Genomic DNA, 16,289 nt, shown 5'->3' with positions numbered 1-16,289 from the left:
ATCAATAGAACTGATCGAAGTGCGCCTGTTCGAACGACACCTTGCGCGCCAGCAGCATCTTCTGGATCGCCTGCCCCATTGCAGGCGGACCCGCAAAATAGATTTCCATGTCGCGCAGGCTGTCACCGAACGTCGACTCAGCCAGCTCATGCACAAAGCCAGTGTGACCGCCCCACTGCTCGCCACCCGCATCCGAAACGGCCGCGTCAAAATGAAGATGCTTGCCGAAATTCTCGAGCACTTCGAGCATCTCACGTCCGCACACATCACGTGGCGTACGACCGCCGTACAGGAAGTGCAGTTTGATGCCCTGCATTTCCGGGTCTGCCGCGACACCACGCGCGATCGAAATCATCGGTGCAAGGCCCGAACCGCCGGCGAGACACAGAATGTCACGCTTTACGTCGCGACGCAGATAGGCCATACCGTAGGGGCCATCGATCTCGATCTGTTCGCCCGTCTCCAGCTTGTCGAACAGCGCGTTGCTACCCTGACCATTCGGTACGCGACGCACCTGGAAATCGAGCAACTTTGCATGCGAGCCCTGCACGATGTTGCTCATCGAATAGGCCCGCTGACCGCTAACACCGGGTAGCGTGAGTAATGCGTATTGTCCCGGTTCGAATCGCAGGTCATCCGAAAGCTCGAAACGGAATTCTCCGATATCGTGCGTGACCGGGCGACGCGATGTGAACGTACCCGTTACACGTTTCGGTTGATGTATAGGCGCGTAGTGTTGGTTCGGACGCAACTTGATCGTGCAATCGCCTCGCGGCATGCTCTGACAGCCGAGATAACGATGGCGTTCACGATCTTTCGCGGTCCAGCCAGGTGCCTCGGGCCATTTGGCGTCAACCTCTCCTTCGATCAGTTCGAATTTGCAATTACCGCACGCACCTACGTTGCACTCGTACGGAAACGCGATGTTATTACGAAGGGCCGATCGCAACAGCACGTCATCGTTACCGCATTCGAAAGACTGACCGGTGCCCGCGAGCGTGATGCGATGGTTCTGGTTATTCACAGGAGTCTCATCCGTGTCGGGGTATTCGTACATTTCGTCCATGTTCTGGCGGCTTGCACAAAAAACCACATTTAGTTCAATGAATTGAAAATCTATTAAGTCACCAAAGCCTGTGAGGCCGCGAAGTCTTGCTATAAGCGGCTTCTCACGCCGTTACCGGCAGATTTTGCACGGATCGAACGAATACCCCTTTGAACTGCGGAGCTACAGGGGCTCAGATCGATTGGTGCTTCTTGCCCTCTTCCGCGATCATCGCATCGCGTGCGCCCTCGCTGAACGGGATTTCACGCTTCAGCAGAATGGCGACCGAACGAATCTTCTGCGACTCCGGATCACGGCCCGGCGGCAGCGTGCCGTTCTCGGCGAGCGCACGCGCGGACTTCATGATCCGGCTGCGCATCATGATGATGCCGTTGTCGGTGCCAACCAGGTTCTCTCTAGTACGATCCTGGATCGGCCCCATGCTCTCCTGAAGCGAGGCATCCTGCATGGCGATGCCTTCGACACCGCTGTACGTGGTGCCTGCCCTCTGTGCTGCACGGTCCATCAGGTAGTTGTTCGTCTTGTTCTGCTCGGGAACGTAGTTGCTGCCCGGCACGTAGCGCACGTGAATGCCCTTGCCGTCCTTCATCGCCTGCACTTCGCCTTCCGTCAAATCGCGCGTCGGATGGTAATCGAAGCTCCATGCCCAGCAATTGTGATCATCGATCGGCACCCAGAAGTGGCCATGCACCGGATGATCGCCGCGCGGGGGAACCATCGTGAAGCAAGGCATGACCCACGGCGTGATACGCCAGTAATACTGATCGTCCTCTGCATTGCGACGCACGCCGATTGACAGACCGCCCGACGCTTCGACAACCTCGAACACCGGAGCCAGGTCGTTCAAGTTGTACTGGTTGCCCTTCGCACCCTTGAACAGCGGATCGGAGTTGAGGCTGCCGCTGTGCAGGAACGAAACGTGACTCGAATCGATGCCGCCTTCGAGTGCCTGTAACCAGTTGCATTCCTGAACCCGCTTGGTCATGAACGACTGGGGTACCGGCACGGTCGAGAATTCCCATGCAGGCAGGGGCGGCTGCTGGTCGGCCGGTCCCATGTAGACCCAGATGACGCCGCCCTGTTCAGCGAGCGGATACGACTTCAGCTTGATCTTTTCCGCGTAGCCGCTTTCCTTTGCTTCGGACGGTACCTCGGTGCACTGACCGGTCACGTTGTATTTCCAGCCGTGGTACGGGCAGCGAATACCGCCTTCCTCATTACGGCCGAACCACAGCGACACGCCACGGTGTGCGCAGAATTCATCGATCAGACCCAGTTTGCCTTCCGAATCTCGGAACGCAAGCATGCGCTCCGAGAGCAGTTGCAGACGAACCGGTTCGCCGCCAGGTTCCGCGAGTTCTTCCGACAGAAGCGCCGGCAGCCAGTAACGACGGAACAGTTCGCCCATCGGCGTGCCGGGACCGGTTTGTGTGACGAGATCGTTCTGTTCTTTTCTCAACATGATATGTGCCTCAAGGTTGCTGTTGTTGCGCGACGCAGTTTGGCGCGGTTGTAATCTGCCTGCCTCGCAGTTCTTATATATGGAACGCTGTTCAATAACTAAGAACAAAGTTATCATCGGACCCACAACATGTCAACGATGGAGATTCCCTATGAGTCACGCTTGTGCATTTGCTCATCTCTGCCACGCAGGAGATGTCGCGGAAGGTAAGGCGATTAAGGTCGAAAAGAACGGCCTGGCGCTCGCCATATTCAACATTCGGGGCGAATATTTCGTAACGGATGACACCTGCACGCACGGTCCAGGCTCGTTGTCAGAAGGCTATATCGATGGCGACACGGTGGAATGCGATTTCCACAACGGCGCGTTCAATATCAAGACCGGCGAGGTTGTCGCGCCGCCATGCATGATTCCGCTCAAGACGTACAAGACGCACGTTGAAGATGGCGTGATCGTGATCGAAACGGACGGCGAATGAAATAGATGCGTCAGGCGTATTCAAACAACGCCTGGCGCATACCATCCCACTACGTTCGATAGCTTGTTAGCGCACGACCTCTAATTTCTATTCGCGATCAAGGTCAGGCCGCTTTTCACACCTGCCATACTTGATGCCGCCTCGATAATCCGCGCGGAGCTGTCGCCTGGCACGAATTGCACGATTACAGGTGAACGTTCATTTTTTCGGGCGCACGCACCCCTTTACCCGCAAAAGCGATTCACCGTACCGCGATATGAGTTCGTGTAGGCGCGTGCACAGCGCGTTGCTCTTTCACGAGCGAATTCAGATTCAGCGACGCGATAAGCGGACCCGGATCGGCAAGCCCGGTCGTCTCGATCACAACCATTCCGAACCGTGGGATGCTGCGATGCAGGCGTGCCCAGAATAGCGTTTCAAGTGCTTCGTTCAGCGCCGGCAGACCGTTACAACATACACACGCGTCTGCGAGCAGCGTCGAAGTATCGCCTGCGAATCCAAGCGTCGCATGATCAAGGCCGACTTCACCAATTTCGTTGACGATAAGTGCCGCGTTCGAAAAGGGCGTTTTCTTCATCCAGCGTGCGAGCAGCGTCGACTTACCGCTGCCGGGAAACCCGGTCATCACGCAGATCGGTATGCGTTCGTGATGCATATTTGACGTCGGTTTCCGTTACGCGCGGAGTTTGCCAGCGTGATAGTCCCACACTTTTTGCAGCAGATTCGGTTTCCACAAATTACGGCTGATCGTTTCGACCTGTTCGGGCGATAGAACCATCGGCTCACCAATTTGCTGCGCAAGATACTGGCGATGCGCGTTCTCTTCGAGATAAAACGCAAGCACGAACGCTTCAAGAATGCCTTCGGCCGCAATCACCGCGCCGTGCGATTTGAGCATCGCAACGCGGTGCGCGCCAAGACATTCTGCCAGTTCTTGACCGAGCGGCCTCTTGTTGATCGAAGCCATCTTCGGGAACTGCTGAATCTCACCGAGTACTGACGCCTGCATGATCACCGGTTGCACGACATTACCGGTCATGCTGAAGAGAGTGGACCAGGTAGGGTGCGTATGCACGACCGAATTTACGTCAGAACGTTTGCGATAGATTTCCGAGTGAATGTGGAACTCCATCGGCGGGACTGCATCGCCGTCAATCAGGTTACCGTCGAAATCGATCGTCACGATGTCATCCACGGTAAGTGCGCTACGCACCGATGCGCCCGAATTGATCAACATGTGATCCTGACCTGGCACACGCCAGCTAAAGTGACCGTTGAAGTCGATCACTTCGGCGCGTTCGAGCATCAGGATTGCGTCAACGAGCATTTGTTTCTGTTGCATGTATCGACTCATCATGTTCACTTCCAGGGAATCAGCTTGCGTTCAATTTCGTTCAGCAGCAGGGAAATACCGTAGCCAAGGATGGCAATAACAATCAAGCCGACATACATCTGTTCGACCGAAAGCAATTCCCAGGCGTCCCAGATCATGTAGCCAAGACCGCTCTTCGAGCCGATCATTTCGGCAATGGCGATCAGCATCAGGCCCAGACCAAAACCCAGCTTGATTCCGCTCATAATGTGCGGCACGGCACCGGGCAGTGCGATAGTACGAAATACCTGCCATGGATTCGCGCGAAAATTGCGGCCCACGTCCAGATAGATCTTGTTGATTTCGAGCACGCCCGTCGTCGTATTGATGAGCATCGGATAAAAAACGCCGATAGCGACCATTGCGATTTTCGACGCTTCGCCAAGTCCGCAAATCAGCATCAACAGCGGAAAAATCGCGCTCTTCGGAATCGGATAGGTTGCAGCAATCAGAGGCTCGAATACGGCGCGCAGAGGCTTCGAAAGACCGGTTGCAACGCCTAGCAGCAGTGCAGGAATGCCACCAATCAATCCGCCCCACAGGAGACGCAACAGCGTTGCCGAGGTGTTGTCCCATAGCGACCCGTCCTTAACGAGCGCGATAAAGGTGATGAAAATCTGCGTGGGCGCCGGGAAGAAACGTACATCAATGAGACCCGTCTGCGCCGCACCCTGCCATAGCAGCAGTAACAGAATGGGCGACGCAATGCTGATCATGCGATCGCGTTGCCCTTTACTGAATTTGCGTCTTTTTGACGGCGTAGTGCTCACTATAGTACTCATGCTGTCTCACCGAGATCGCGGGAACGCACGCGCTCGACTTCCTCGCGCAGCTGGCCCCAGATGGAATAAACAAATTCGCCGTATTCCGGCTGCGCACGCAGTTCGAGCACCGACCGTGGCCGCTTGAACGGAACGTCAAGGATGCGTTTCACGCAACCGGGCTGCGCTGTCATGATCATGATGCGATCACCCAGCGTCGCCGCTTCGTCCACGCTGTGCGTGATGAATAACACCGTTTTGCGCGTTTCATCCCAGATGCGCAGCAACTCTTCCTGCAGCAGAAGCTTGTTCTGTTCGTCGAGCGCCGAGAACGGTTCATCCATCAAGAGGATGTCCGGATCGTTCGCGAACGCGCGGACGATGGAAACGCGTTGTCGCATACCGCCCGACAGTTGATGAGGATAGGCCTTCGCAAAACGGGTGAGGCCTGTGCGATCAAGGTAGTAATCAACCGTCTCGCGAATTTGTGCTTTCGGCACACCGCGAAGCGTCAGGCCATAAGCTGCATTGTTGAACACCGTCATCCACGGAAACAGCGAGTCGCCCTGAAAAACCATCGAATTCCCCGGCCGATCCTGCGCGGGCGACGTGATTTCGACCGTTCCGATCGTAGGAGATTCGAGATTCGCAAGGATACGCAGCAGCGTAGTTTTGCCACAACCGGATGGCCCAACGATCGTGAAAAAGCAGCCGGTAGGGATATCGAGCGAAACATTGTCAAGCGCCGTGACCGTGCCACCTGCCGTCTCGAACGATTTCGTCAGATTCCTGAGCCGGATTTTCACGGATGCGTCTCGCATCGTGTGTGAATCACTCGTTGCCATAAAAGACGTCCCCATTATTTCGTACGCGGCTTGTACGGGCCAAGCGCTGCGTCTGCTGCCTCCGCAAACGACGGATCAACGACTTGGGAAACTGTGACGCTACCCTTCACGTCACCGTGACTCTTGAAGTACGCCAGGTCATTTTCAAGGCTCGCGACGTTGAGCTTGCCGTCAGGATTCGTGCCTTGAGGAACAATGTCGCGATAGAGCGAGGCATCCTTGATTGACGTGTACTGAGTCAGAATAGAAATCACCTCGTTCGCGTTCGGGCCCGCGATCTTGCCGTCCCTGAGCGCATCGTTGTAATCGCGCGCCGCGCGCAGATATGCACGCATGAACGCTTTGGCTGTGTCCGGATGATCGTGGATGAACGTGTCCGAATAGAGCAGGACGGCAAGCTGATGATTCGGGTAAATCTGGTCATCGCCCGTCACGCGAATTGCCGCACCGCTGCGAACAGCCTGCGTAGCGGAAGGCTCAGTTGTCAGAGATGCGTCAACGGCCTTATTTTCGAGTGCCATCACGTGCTGAGGAAAGCCTAGATAGACGCGCTCAACGTCACGCGGCTTAAGGCCTGCTTTTTTGAGTGCTTCGTTCATCGTGGACGTAGAAGCACTGCCGGTTGCACTGCCGGCAATTTTCATGCCTTTCAGGTCTGCAAGCGTCTTGTAACGACCACTCTTGACGAGATCCGCGCGCACGAGCAACGGCTGATAACCGTAGCCCGGCGGCGTCGATCCCTTGTCCGCAACGATCTTGATGCCGATGCCGCGCATCACGGCGTTGTAAAGCCCTGCGGACGGCGAACCGCCCGCAACCTCCAGTTGCCCGGAACCGAGCGGAGCAACCATTTTCGCACCGGAATCGAACGGAATTAATTTCGCGTCGATGCCTTCGGCGCGGAAGTAGCCTTTCTTGTCGGCGATGAAGAACACGACATCACTGCTTGCATCGGCAATACCCACATGAACGGTCTGCAGGCCTGCGGCCGCCGCTGCGGCCGAGCCGAGCGTGAAACACATGGTCAGCGCCGCGCCCATCATCCTGATGCCTTTCACTGCCTGTCTCCTTGATTTGATATTCGCGGCTATCGGGCGCACTACATCCGTTTTGGGATCCGACGCAAGTGATGCTACCCTTAGATGCCGCGTCAAAAAACTTGTTCTTATATGCGGAACCATGTGTGTTATAATGGAACGATGGAAGTTTCCCTTTGAGCCGATGCAAAAGTCAAGGTAAACGGAAGAGACTTAGGGTTAGTCCGCATGTATCGGGAGGGAAAGCCGCCGGAATGCGCCCGGTCGTGCCTAAAAATAGAAGATTGCGTTCCGTGACGATGCGGCGCTAAATTTGACGAGGATTGGTAAATTGGACGCGAAAAACCATGCGGAACAATGAAACAGACACAGAAGTGGAAGTGGAAGCGGAACAGGAGGGGCCGCGCAGGCTGTCATCGGTAACGGCGGCATTGCGCCTACTCAAGATGTTTTCGGAACAGGAGCCCGAACTGGGCATCAGCGTATTGTCAAAACGCATGAGCCTCGCAAAGAGCACGGTGCATCGTCTGTGCGCTGCGTTGCTGGCTGAGGGATTGCTGGAACAGAACCCGGATAACGGCCGTTATCGGCTCGGCGTCCTATTGTTCACACTCGGCGGCCTCGTGCGCCGACGTTTCGACGTGACAAAACAGGCGCTGCCGTTCTTGCACGTGTTGCGCAAACAGACAGACGAAACCGTGCACCTTGCGATTCTGGATGATACGAGCGTCGTTTACATGTTCAACCTGGAAAGCGAACAGGCGATCCGTATGCGTTCGTATATCGGTGTGCGCAAATCTGCCTGCTATACAGCAGAAGGGCATGTACTGCTCGCGTTCAGCACGCCGGATGTCGTTTCGCGCGCGATCAGGCAGGGACTCGTAGCGCAAACACCCAAGACGAACACGGATACGCAGGTGTTTCTGAAAACGCTTGAGGAAGTCCGTCGCGACGGTTATGCGATCGATGATGAGGAATCTGAAATCGGCATGCGCGGCATTGCTGCGCCCGTGCGTGACACTACGGGCAATGTCGTCGCAGCGATCGGTTTCGGCGGACCCGCACAACGTCTCACGAAGAAAGCGCTGCGAGCAGCGGTGCCGCATCTGATTGCCGCCACTGAAGGCATTTCTGCAACTCTTGGCTATCACCCTTGAGATAGCCCATTACGACATGGAGTATTCGTTCGATCCGTGCAAAATCTGGCCGTAACCGCGTGACGAGCCGCTTGTAGCAAGGCTTCGGTACGAATAACCCTCAAAGCGCTGTGTCCGATAGGCACAGCGCTTTTTTATTTTGCGTAACACAACGGGCGTAGAGATCGCGCAAAACCTGATTGCCCGGCATACGAACAACATGCTACATATATAACTGAAATCGGAATCATGTTCCTTTATATGGAACTCTCTTTAACCCCTGTCTACTTCATGTCATGTCTACCATCGAAGATCCCGCTGCCGCGTCTGCGGCTCAAAACGTCGCGTTATGGGACATATTCACAACCTTCGTGCGCATCAGCGTAATGTCGTTCGGCGGTAGCACTGCCGCATGGTCCTATCGCGCCGTCGTGGAGGAACGCAAATGGCTGGATAACGATGCTTTCGTCGCTGGCATGACCCTTTCGCAAGTCATGCCCGGTGCAAACCCGGTCAATGTCTCGCTGTATGTCGGCCAGCGTCTGCGAGGGCCGCTCGGCGCACTTGTTGGTGCGCTCGGCATGATTTCGCCTGCCCTTGTCGTTGTGCTCGTCCTGGCGGTGCTCTATGCGCGTCTCTCGGGCTATCCGCTCACACATTTTCTACTGCTCGGCATTGCCGCAGCCGGTGTTGGCGCGACGTTCTCGATGGGCGCCAAGGTTGCGATGCGCATCGAGCGCAAGTTGCTCCGCTACGTGTTTGCCATTATCGCTTTCGTCGCGGTCGGTGTGCTGCATTGGCCTACCGTGCCGGTCGTGCTTGTGCTCGTGCCACTCAGTATCCTTTGCGCTGCTATGGAAAACTAAATGGATAACGTCCTGCTAAGAATCATCCTTCTATTCGCGCCGCTTTCCGCATTGTCGTTCGGCGGCGGCCAGACCATCATTGCCGATATCCAGCTTCAAAGTGTATCGGTCTACCACTGGCTTTCGGGTCAGGAATTCGCTGATCTCTTTGCTATCTCCCGTGTATCCCCTGGGCCGACCACCCTGATTTCCGCGCTGATCGGCTGGCATTTGGAGGGCTTTGCAGGCGCGATCGTTGCGACGCTCGCGATGTATATCCCGTCGTCAACGATATTCGTGACCGTAACGCTGTTCTGGCATAAGAGTGAAGGTACGCGTTGGCGTCGCGCCATCGAACGCGGGCTGACACCTGTTGCGGTTGGGCTGATTTTCGCCGGGGCTGTGGCCGTAATGCAGTCCATGCACGCGACTACGCTCGCATGGGCAACAACGGCTATTGCAGCTTGCGTCGTCTACTTCACCAAACTCAATCCGTACATTCTAATGTCAGCCGTTGCGCTAATTTACGTGGCCGTGTTCTACATGTCGCTCTGATAGAACGAAACGGGCAGCATATGCTGCCCGTTTTTGCGTTGAGACTTCAGAAGTGGTGGCGAATGCCCGCCGCGAACAATAACTGGCTGCTTCCGCTCGAAGGCATGATCGTATTGATGGCGGCCGGTGCCCCAGACGAAGCATACTGATAGATTGCTTCGATGTATGTATCCGTGCGCTTTGTCAGCAAGTAATCGGCTTGCAGTGCGCCCTGGTTCCAACGCGCCTCCGTACCCTTCGTGTACGTATACATACCGCTGAGCGATAGCGTAACACTTGCTTGCCACGTCCCGTTGATCTCATAGTTATCGAAGGCTACGGCTCGAGCAGCCAGACCCGTTTCTGTATCGGCTATACCGCTCCAAATCGAGCGCGTCCAGGATGCTGCCAGCGTGAACGGACCAAGCGCCTGACTCGCACCGATACCGAAAGTGTTTTGCGTCTGTACTGAAGCATCGAACATATTGCGATTCGTGCCCGGCAACGTTACTGCATCGTAAGCGCCGCTTTCCGATCTGCCCCGCCCGTCCGCATGCACCCACGCCGCACCTGCGCTGAAGTCGCCATTGCCATAATTCGCACCAATGCTGTATGCGCGATTGTCGGCAAACCGCCCCGCTGCATTTGAGAACGCATACATCCCACCGAAACTCAGCCCCGCAAACGATGAGTTGGTGTATTTGAGTGAGTTGCGCCCGAGCCACGAATTGTTCGTGTTGTCGTTGTCGAATGGATGCGCGAACGCCGTGCCACCATTGCCACCGGTCAGCGTGAACGGTGCAAGGTAGTCGTGGATGGAATCGTATTGGTGCCCAAGCGTCAGCGTGCCATATCTGTCATTCGCGAGGCCTATGTAATACGGATGGTCGTTCTGATCAGCGCCTGTCGTGACGCTGAAACCGCGCTCAAGACGAAAGATTGTCTGATTACCGCCGCCCAAGTCCTCAGAACCTTGCAGGCCCCAAAAACTGCCGTCGATCAGACCTGATGCCAGCTGAAATTGATGCCCACCACCGACATTGTTCAACCAAACGGCGCTAGCATCGATTTCACCGTACAGGGACACGCTGCTTTGAGCCAGCGCGTTCGAACTGAGTCCGGCAAGTGCTGCCATCAGGCCAAGAGAGGCGATTCCACGAGGAAGAAGTTTATTCTGCTGCTTCGTCACCGCGATTACACCTCTACTTCATCGAAACGCCGCCATTTATAGACAATTGTTGAGGCCAGCCAGATGAACACGCACAATCCGATAATCGCATAGCCGACTACCCCGAAATTATCTCCGATCGCACCGATTTCATCCCAGAACGCGCCGTTCAGATGCAACTTGTCTGCGATCAGACCGAGTGCTTCTACCCCGCCAACGCCGATTGCGACAACCGCCGACACCAACGTAATCGTCATGTTGTAGTAGAGCTTGCGGATCGGCTTCATGAACGCCCAGCCGTACGCGCCTAGCATCAGGATGCTGTCGGTCGCATCAATGAGCGACATTCCTGCCGTGAACAGTGCGGGAAATACCATGATCGACCAGATAGGCACGCCATGTGACGCCTGGGCGGCCGAAACACTGAGCAATCCGATTTCGGATGCCGTATCAAAGCCAAGTCCGAAGAGCACCCCGAGCGGGTACATATGCCAGCCGCGCGTAATCAACCGGAACATCGGTTTGAAAATGCGCGCGAGCAAGCCGCGATTCGCGAGCAGAAGATTGAAATCTTCTTCATCGTAGCGCTCGCCCCGGCGCACGCGCCTAAAGGTAGCGACCACGGATTTCAGCACGATGAGATTGATTGCGGCGATCACGAACAGAAAACCAGCCGATACCAGCGTGCCAATCACGCCGCCAATTTCCTGAAACGCCTCGAAGCGATGTTGCAATGTCATGGCCGTAGCTGCGATCGCAGCGGTTGCAGCGATGACGATGGTCGAATGACCCAGCGAGAACATGAAACCCACTGTTACCGGCCGCTGTCCCTCCTGCATGAGCTTGCGTGTCGCGTTGTCAATGGCGGCGATATGGTCGGCATCGACCGCGTGACGCAGCCCAAAGCTGTAGGCAAGAAATGCGGTACCGAGCAGCACCGGCTGGCCGTGAAACGCGATGAATGCCCACACCCATGCTCCGAGATTGAACACGGCCAGCAGCGCATACATTGCGGCAATACGGCCTCGAATATTCGGGCCTGCATCGTCGAACAGGAACTTCAGGAATTGGATCATCACGTTTCCACCGAAAGATCGCCATGCGCAGATCGCACATCGCTCATACTTTTTTAGAGAATCCTCATACTCTTGACCATGTGCGCTCGTTCCTTATAGGAGAACACAGAATCTGTATTCGGAACGACATGTGAGAATAATGGAGGCTATGCTATGGTGGTGTCAAGACGCAATTACCGTGAGATGGATAGCCGACATGCAACGCATCACGATTACGATTGATGATTTCCTGCTCGCGACGCTTGACGACACGATGAAGCGGCACGCCTACAACAGCCGCTCAGAGGCGCTACGTGACATCCTGCGCGCCCATCGTTCAGAGGAATTGGTGGCTGACACCCACGTACAATGTGTCGGCACGTTGACGATTGTGTTTGAGCACGGCGTACGCGAACTCGGGCAACGCCTATCGGATGCGTATCACGAACAACACGCGCTGATCGCTAGCAGCAGTCGCATTTATCTCGACCACGACAATTGCCTGGAGATGGTCGTGCTGCGTGGTGAAGTGGGTACGATCCAGCAATTCGCATGGTCGCTTGCGTCACAGCGTGGCGTGCGCAACAGCAACCTGCATCTGATGCCGCTGATGGAAAAGAGTGCGCCGTCACACGAGCACTTGCACGTGTGACGGCGTTTGTTGCTTTAGCCGTTAGTCGTGGCTGTGCGAGTGGTCATGCGCGTGATCCGCATGGTGGTGATGCCCGTGATCAGCACCGTGGCTATGGTCATGATCGTGATGATGGTGATGGCCGTGTGCGTGTGCATGATCGTGATGTTGATGCTTGCCTGCGGCTACGTGGTGATGGTGACGATGTACGGTGCCATCCTGGTGCGCATGCCATTCGGACGTATCGGATTTACCGTGCAGGCTCGGGTCTTCACTGAACACCAGCGATTTGACCGTGACAGGAACGGTGCGTGACGGCATACGGATGCGGCCCAGATCGACGTAATCGAGCCCTCGCAGCGAAACGCCATCGATCACGAACAGGTCATTTCCGTCCAGTGTTTCGCGCAGCAAGTTGCCGAGCGAATTGGCAATGTCACCATCAGCGATGACATACAGCGGCTTGCCGGCAGCGATGGACAACGGATTTCCCTCGATCAGCCCGCGCGCGAGTGCAGCCAGACGTGAATATTCCGGCGGCCCCGCCCAGCGCACCGCGATTGCCACGTCCTGATCACCCTCTTTCAGGTCGTAGCGCTGGAAGCTCTTGCGCAGCGATTCAACGACCGCAGCCGGGTCGATCACTTCCGGCATGCGTTCTTCGATCGGCACGACCTGCATATTCTTGCGCGGCAGCAGATTGCGCGGATTCGAAATGAAAGTCGTGTTGCCGCTCAGTTGGATGCTGTATTCGGAAGCGCCGAGAACGGTCGCACGAATGCACTCGATGGCGGGCAGCAGCGGCCAGGGCACTTGATTTGCGAGCAAGCGCCGACGCACGGCAGTGCCGAAAAGTTTCCCGAGGTCGAGGAAGTCGCGCGTTTCGCGCTCGTACACATATTCGCCGACACCACCGGAGAAGATCAGACCATCCAGCTTGCCCAAATCAGCAATCGGATCGGTCAGGAACAGCGAATTCAGATCATCCGCGGTGAAGCGCTCGCTCAGCACACGCACAAGCGTTTGCGCCATCCAGTCGGCAACCTGTTCAAGCTGCTCGCGCGTCGTCTGGCTGCCGATTTCCCACGCGAATCCTGCCGCCCGTGCGTGTTCCTTGCCGGCCGGATCGAGGCGCGTGATGCGCCCTTCCTGGTCCGTCACGATCAATCGTCCGCCGAGGTGAACTGCGGCCGTGCCGATTACGTTGCCGGAATCTACCAGACCGAGCTTGGTCGTGCCGCCGCCGATATCGACATTGAGCACGCGCTTTTTGTGCTCGTGCGAATATTTTGCTGCGCCCGAACCATACACGGCCAGCATTGCTTCCATGTGATGCCCGGCAGTCGCGCAGACAAATTCGCCGCCCTGTTCCGCGAGCATATCTGCAATGCCTTCACTGTTCTCGCGACGCAGCGCTTCACCGGTCAGAATCACGGCACCCGTATCGATGTCGTCCGGACCGAGATTGGCTTCCTTGTAGGCCGCAGCAACGATGCGTTCGAGCGCCTGCGTATCCATCTGCGTTTCGCTCAGATACGGCGTGAGCGAAATCGGGCTCTGGTAGATCGGTTCGCGCCCCACGATGATGTAACGGCTCGAGAGCTCTTCAGCGATGCGCCGCATGTGGATACGCGAGAACACAAGCTGCGTACCCGACGAACCGATGTCGATACCTACGCTGTTGAGAACGACGTTATCGAGCAGCCACACGGCTTCCTGATTCGTTTCGGACTCTGGAAAGTCGTGGTCGTGATCATGATCAGCATCGTCACCGTGCTCATGGTCAGGATCGTAACCGTACAAGTGATCGTCAAGTGAATGAACGGTTGCGTCGTTCGGCATAGGGCGTCTCCGGTGTGTATGGCGTATGCACAGCGATCATACCGTAGCTTACGCAACGGCAGTAGCCTGAAAATGGAACGGCCCTCCACATAAAAGAATGGTCCCTTTGAAATACCGGCGTCGCCCATGGGTTGCGCGGCAACAAGGCGACGTGGCAATCAACGGGACTGTCCATCCTGGGACTAACCCGGCCTCCGTATGCCTTGACAAAAATCAACCAGGCGCGCTCAATACGGCAACGGCATCTCTATACAGAAACGCTGTTCTGTATAGAGGAACACAGCAAATGAAGTTACGTAAGGAGACAGTTGGTGGAGCTTCAACTTGATGTCACCAATACGCCGCCCCGGTTCTGGAAGCGGCTCGATTCAAAATGGCTGGTGATCGGCAGCGCAATCCTCATCGTGGCGGTGCTGGCGTTGATTCCGCTTTGTTTCCTGCTATGGCAGAGCTTCATGACGCCGCAGGGTGCAGATACGCCCTCAGTATTTACCCTCGACAATTACCGGATTGCTTTCGGTAGAGCAGACTCCTGGTCGGCTTTTGCGAATTCGGTGGAATTCGCCATCGGTGCCGCACTCGTTTCGTTCGTTGTCGGCTCGGGTCTCGCCTGGATCAACGAACGTACCAATACGCCTTTGCGCCGTTTCTTTTCGGTCGTGACGGTCGTTCCGCTCATCAATCCGGCGATCCTCTTCACGATTGCCTGGATTCTGCTTGCCAGCCCGAAAATCGGCGTGCTGAACGTTGCGCTGATGCACTGGTTTGGTCTTTCACATCCGCCGTTCAACATCTACAGCATGGGCGGGATGATCTGGATCGACGGATTGCAATATTCCCCCATGGCTTTCCTGCTGATGTCGGCAGCGTTTCGTGGCATGGACCCCTCGCTGGAAGAATCAGCCATCATGAGCGGTGCTGGCCTCTTCAAGACGACGTTCAGCATCACATTTCGCCTTGCAGTGCCTGCAATCGTTTCGACAGTGCTGATCCTCTTCGTGCGTGCCGTCGAATCGTTCGAAGTGCCTGCGCTGATCGGACTGCCGGTAAAAATTCAGGTGCTCACGTCATCGATTTACGAGGCGTTGCAGCAATATCCGACGCCGACCGGATTGGCCGCTTCATATTCAACCATCCTGCTGCTCATCACTTCGGTCGGCATCTTTATCCAGAGCCGCTTGCTTGCCAAGGGCGGCAAATTCGCGACGGTCACCGGTAAAGCGTTCCGTGCACGCGCAATCGACCTTGGACCATGGCGCTATCTCACTGCGGCAATCTTTGTGCTGTATGCGCTTGTGATCGTGGTGCTGCCTCTGCTTGTGCTGCTGTGGTCGTCTTTCCAGAAGTTCTATGCGCCGCCGTCGATGGAAGCTCTGCATCATCTTACGCTCGATTCGTACCGCTACATCCTCAGCTATCCGGAACTTAAGGAGGCCGTAGGTAACAGTTTGATTCTCGGGTTTTCGTGCGCAACGGGTGTGATGCTGCTTTCCGCAATTGTGTGCTGGATCGTGATCAAAACGAAGATCCGGGGCCGTTGGTTGCTCGATAACCTTGCATCGCTTCCGATGGTGTTTCCAGGTCTGGTGTTGGGTCTGGCATTCATGATCTTCTTCCTGAACGTGAACGTCGGCATCTACGGCACGTTGTGGATTCTCCTGATTGCATACGTCACACGATTCATGCCCTACGGGATGCGTTACACGCAAACCTCAATGGTTCAGTTGTCAAAGGAACTGGAAGAGTCGGCGGAAATGTGTGGTTCTGGCTGGGGCACGACGTTCTTTCGTATCGTTTTGCCGCTGCTTAAGCCGGGTCTGATGGGCGGCTGGATTTACGTGTTCATCGTATCGATCCGTGAACTGTCCGCTTCGCTCCTCCTGTACAGCCCCGGTAGCCAAACGATTTCCGTCGTGGTGTGGGAACTGTGGCAAAACGGGCAATACGTCGAACTGTCGGCGTTGAGCGTGATGTTCGTGATTGGTCTGCTCGCACTGGTCTCGTTCGCGCAGTGGGTGGGCAGCAAATTCGGCGTGAAATCGGTCTGAACTAGTCAT

The 16,289-nt window shown here is 56.0% G+C and carries 16 protein-coding genes; 6 read left to right on the top strand and 10 right to left on the bottom strand.

Translation table 11 applies throughout. The annotated features are described in order from the left end of the window. Nucleotide 1: 1 nt before the first annotated feature. Nucleotides 2-1,024 carry a 2Fe-2S iron-sulfur cluster-binding protein gene (locus PQR27_RS38085; protein ID WP_408528818.1) on the bottom strand — a complete coding sequence of 341 codons (1,023 nt, stop codon included), beginning with the start codon at nucleotides 1,022-1,024 and terminating at the stop codon, nucleotides 2-4. 214 nt (nucleotides 1,025-1,238) lie between these two features. After that, entirely contained in the window at nucleotides 1,239-2,528 is a 1,290-nt protein-coding gene (locus tag PQR27_RS38080) for an aromatic ring-hydroxylating dioxygenase subunit alpha (RefSeq protein ID WP_408528817.1), read from the bottom strand. A 151-nt stretch (nucleotides 2,529-2,679) separates the two neighbouring features. On the opposite strand from PQR27_RS38080, the gene PQR27_RS38075 reads away from it, so the two are divergent. Next, nucleotides 2,680-3,006, top strand: coding sequence for a non-heme iron oxygenase ferredoxin subunit (locus PQR27_RS38075; RefSeq protein ID WP_408528816.1), 327 nt, complete (start codon nucleotides 2,680-2,682; stop codon nucleotides 3,004-3,006). A gap of 241 nt (nucleotides 3,007-3,247) precedes the next feature. Here the strand turns inward: PQR27_RS38075 and PQR27_RS38070 are convergent, their stop codons facing one another. The 5 genes from PQR27_RS38070 to PQR27_RS38050 all read right to left on the bottom strand — a co-directional run bounded on the left by PQR27_RS38070 (nucleotide 3,248) and on the right by PQR27_RS38050 (nucleotide 7,042). Next, complete coding sequence (locus tag PQR27_RS38070) at nucleotides 3,248-3,661, bottom strand: GTP-binding protein (protein WP_408528815.1); 414 nt, start codon at nucleotides 3,659-3,661, stop codon at nucleotides 3,248-3,250. Nucleotides 3,662-3,679: 18 nt separating this feature from the next. Continuing rightward, a complete protein-coding gene (locus tag PQR27_RS38065) occupies nucleotides 3,680-4,348 on the bottom strand; it encodes a class II aldolase/adducin family protein (protein WP_408528814.1) in 669 nt (222 codons plus the stop codon). Nucleotides 4,349-4,365: 17 nt separating this feature from the next. After that, entirely contained in the window at nucleotides 4,366-5,094 is a 729-nt protein-coding gene (locus PQR27_RS38060; RefSeq protein ID WP_408528813.1) for an ABC transporter permease, read from the bottom strand. 62 nt (nucleotides 5,095-5,156) lie between these two features. Next, on the bottom strand, nucleotides 5,157-5,960 hold the full coding sequence (locus PQR27_RS38055) for an ABC transporter ATP-binding protein (RefSeq protein ID WP_408528812.1): 804 nt from the start codon (nucleotides 5,958-5,960) through the stop codon (nucleotides 5,157-5,159). A gap of 38 nt (nucleotides 5,961-5,998) precedes the next feature. Further along, on the bottom strand, nucleotides 5,999-7,042 hold the full coding sequence (locus PQR27_RS38050) for an ABC transporter substrate-binding protein (protein ID WP_408528811.1): 1,044 nt from the start codon (nucleotides 7,040-7,042) through the stop codon (nucleotides 5,999-6,001). Between the two features lie 326 nt (nucleotides 7,043-7,368). Between PQR27_RS38050 and PQR27_RS38045 the strand changes: the two genes are divergently transcribed. The 3 genes from PQR27_RS38045 to PQR27_RS38035 all read left to right on the top strand — a co-directional run bounded on the left by PQR27_RS38045 (nucleotide 7,369) and on the right by PQR27_RS38035 (nucleotide 9,557). Continuing rightward, a complete protein-coding gene (locus PQR27_RS38045) occupies nucleotides 7,369-8,178 on the top strand; it encodes an IclR family transcriptional regulator (RefSeq protein WP_408528810.1) in 810 nt (269 codons plus the stop codon). Between the two features lie 275 nt (nucleotides 8,179-8,453). Next, nucleotides 8,454-9,023 (top strand): chromate transporter, encoded by a 570-nt coding sequence (locus PQR27_RS38040; RefSeq protein ID WP_408528809.1) that lies wholly within the window; start codon nucleotides 8,454-8,456, stop codon nucleotides 9,021-9,023. Beyond that, the gene (locus PQR27_RS38035; protein ID WP_408528808.1) at nucleotides 9,024-9,557 is read left to right on the top strand and encodes a chromate transporter; all 534 of its coding nucleotides are present in this window, start codon (nucleotides 9,024-9,026) and stop codon (nucleotides 9,555-9,557) included. Between the two features lie 46 nt (nucleotides 9,558-9,603). Here PQR27_RS38035 and PQR27_RS38030 read toward each other — a convergent pair whose 3' ends face one another. Together PQR27_RS38030 and PQR27_RS38025 are read right to left on the bottom strand one after the other, a co-directional pair. Further along, the gene (locus PQR27_RS38030; protein ID WP_408528807.1) at nucleotides 9,604-10,725 is read right to left on the bottom strand and encodes a porin; all 1,122 of its coding nucleotides are present in this window, start codon (nucleotides 10,723-10,725) and stop codon (nucleotides 9,604-9,606) included. 5 nt (nucleotides 10,726-10,730) lie between these two features. Next, nucleotides 10,731-11,780: a HoxN/HupN/NixA family nickel/cobalt transporter gene (locus tag PQR27_RS38025; RefSeq protein WP_408528806.1), complete on the bottom strand. Its 1,050-nt coding sequence runs from the start codon at nucleotides 11,778-11,780 to the stop codon at nucleotides 10,731-10,733. Between the two features lie 196 nt (nucleotides 11,781-11,976). On the opposite strand from PQR27_RS38025, the gene nikR reads away from it, so the two are divergent. Continuing rightward, the gene (gene nikR, locus PQR27_RS38020; RefSeq protein ID WP_408528805.1) at nucleotides 11,977-12,411 is read left to right on the top strand and encodes a nickel-responsive transcriptional regulator NikR; all 435 of its coding nucleotides are present in this window, start codon (nucleotides 11,977-11,979) and stop codon (nucleotides 12,409-12,411) included. Nucleotides 12,412-12,432: 21 nt separating this feature from the next. Here nikR and PQR27_RS38015 read toward each other — a convergent pair whose 3' ends face one another. Then, the gene (locus tag PQR27_RS38015; RefSeq protein WP_408528804.1) at nucleotides 12,433-14,232 is read right to left on the bottom strand and encodes an ethanolamine ammonia-lyase reactivating factor EutA; all 1,800 of its coding nucleotides are present in this window, start codon (nucleotides 14,230-14,232) and stop codon (nucleotides 12,433-12,435) included. A gap of 311 nt (nucleotides 14,233-14,543) precedes the next feature. On the opposite strand from PQR27_RS38015, the gene PQR27_RS38010 reads away from it, so the two are divergent. Beyond that, nucleotides 14,544-16,280, top strand: a complete 1,737-nt coding sequence (locus tag PQR27_RS38010; RefSeq protein WP_408528803.1) for an ABC transporter permease — start codon at nucleotides 14,544-14,546, stop codon at nucleotides 16,278-16,280. Nucleotides 16,281-16,289 lie beyond the last annotated feature (9 nt).

It is taken from the genome of Paraburkholderia fungorum, assembly GCF_046027215.1.
Lineage (GTDB): Bacteria > Pseudomonadota > Gammaproteobacteria > Burkholderiales > Burkholderiaceae > Paraburkholderia > Paraburkholderia fungorum_D.
Note: the sequence above shows the minus strand (reverse complement) of the source record. Positions and strands in the feature narration are given on the sequence as shown.

Coding starts and splice junctions, on each gene's coding strand:
- PQR27_RS38080 (WP_408528817.1), bottom strand. CDS start 2,528: ATGTTGAGAAAAGAACAGAACGATCTCGTCACACAAACCGGTCCCGGC.
- PQR27_RS38075 (WP_408528816.1), top strand. CDS start 2,680: ATGAGTCACGCTTGTGCATTTGCTCATCTCTGCCACGCAGGAGATGTC.
- PQR27_RS38070 (WP_408528815.1), bottom strand. CDS start 3,661: ATGCATCACGAACGCATACCGATCTGCGTGATGACCGGGTTTCCCGGC.
- PQR27_RS38065 (WP_408528814.1), bottom strand. CDS start 4,348: ATGCAACAGAAACAAATGCTCGTTGACGCAATCCTGATGCTCGAACGC.
- PQR27_RS38060 (WP_408528813.1), bottom strand. CDS start 5,094: ATGATCAGCATTGCGTCGCCCATTCTGTTACTGCTGCTATGGCAGGGT.
- PQR27_RS38055 (WP_408528812.1), bottom strand. CDS start 5,960: ATGCGAGACGCATCCGTGAAAATCCGGCTCAGGAATCTGACGAAATCG.
- PQR27_RS38045 (WP_408528810.1), top strand. CDS start 7,369: ATGCGGAACAATGAAACAGACACAGAAGTGGAAGTGGAAGCGGAACAG.
- PQR27_RS38040 (WP_408528809.1), top strand. CDS start 8,454: ATGTCTACCATCGAAGATCCCGCTGCCGCGTCTGCGGCTCAAAACGTC.
- PQR27_RS38035 (WP_408528808.1), top strand. CDS start 9,024: ATGGATAACGTCCTGCTAAGAATCATCCTTCTATTCGCGCCGCTTTCC.
- PQR27_RS38025 (WP_408528806.1), bottom strand. CDS start 11,780: ATGATCCAATTCCTGAAGTTCCTGTTCGACGATGCAGGCCCGAATATT.
- nikR (WP_408528805.1), top strand. CDS start 11,977: ATGCAACGCATCACGATTACGATTGATGATTTCCTGCTCGCGACGCTT.
- PQR27_RS38015 (WP_408528804.1), bottom strand. CDS start 14,232: ATGCCGAACGACGCAACCGTTCATTCACTTGACGATCACTTGTACGGT.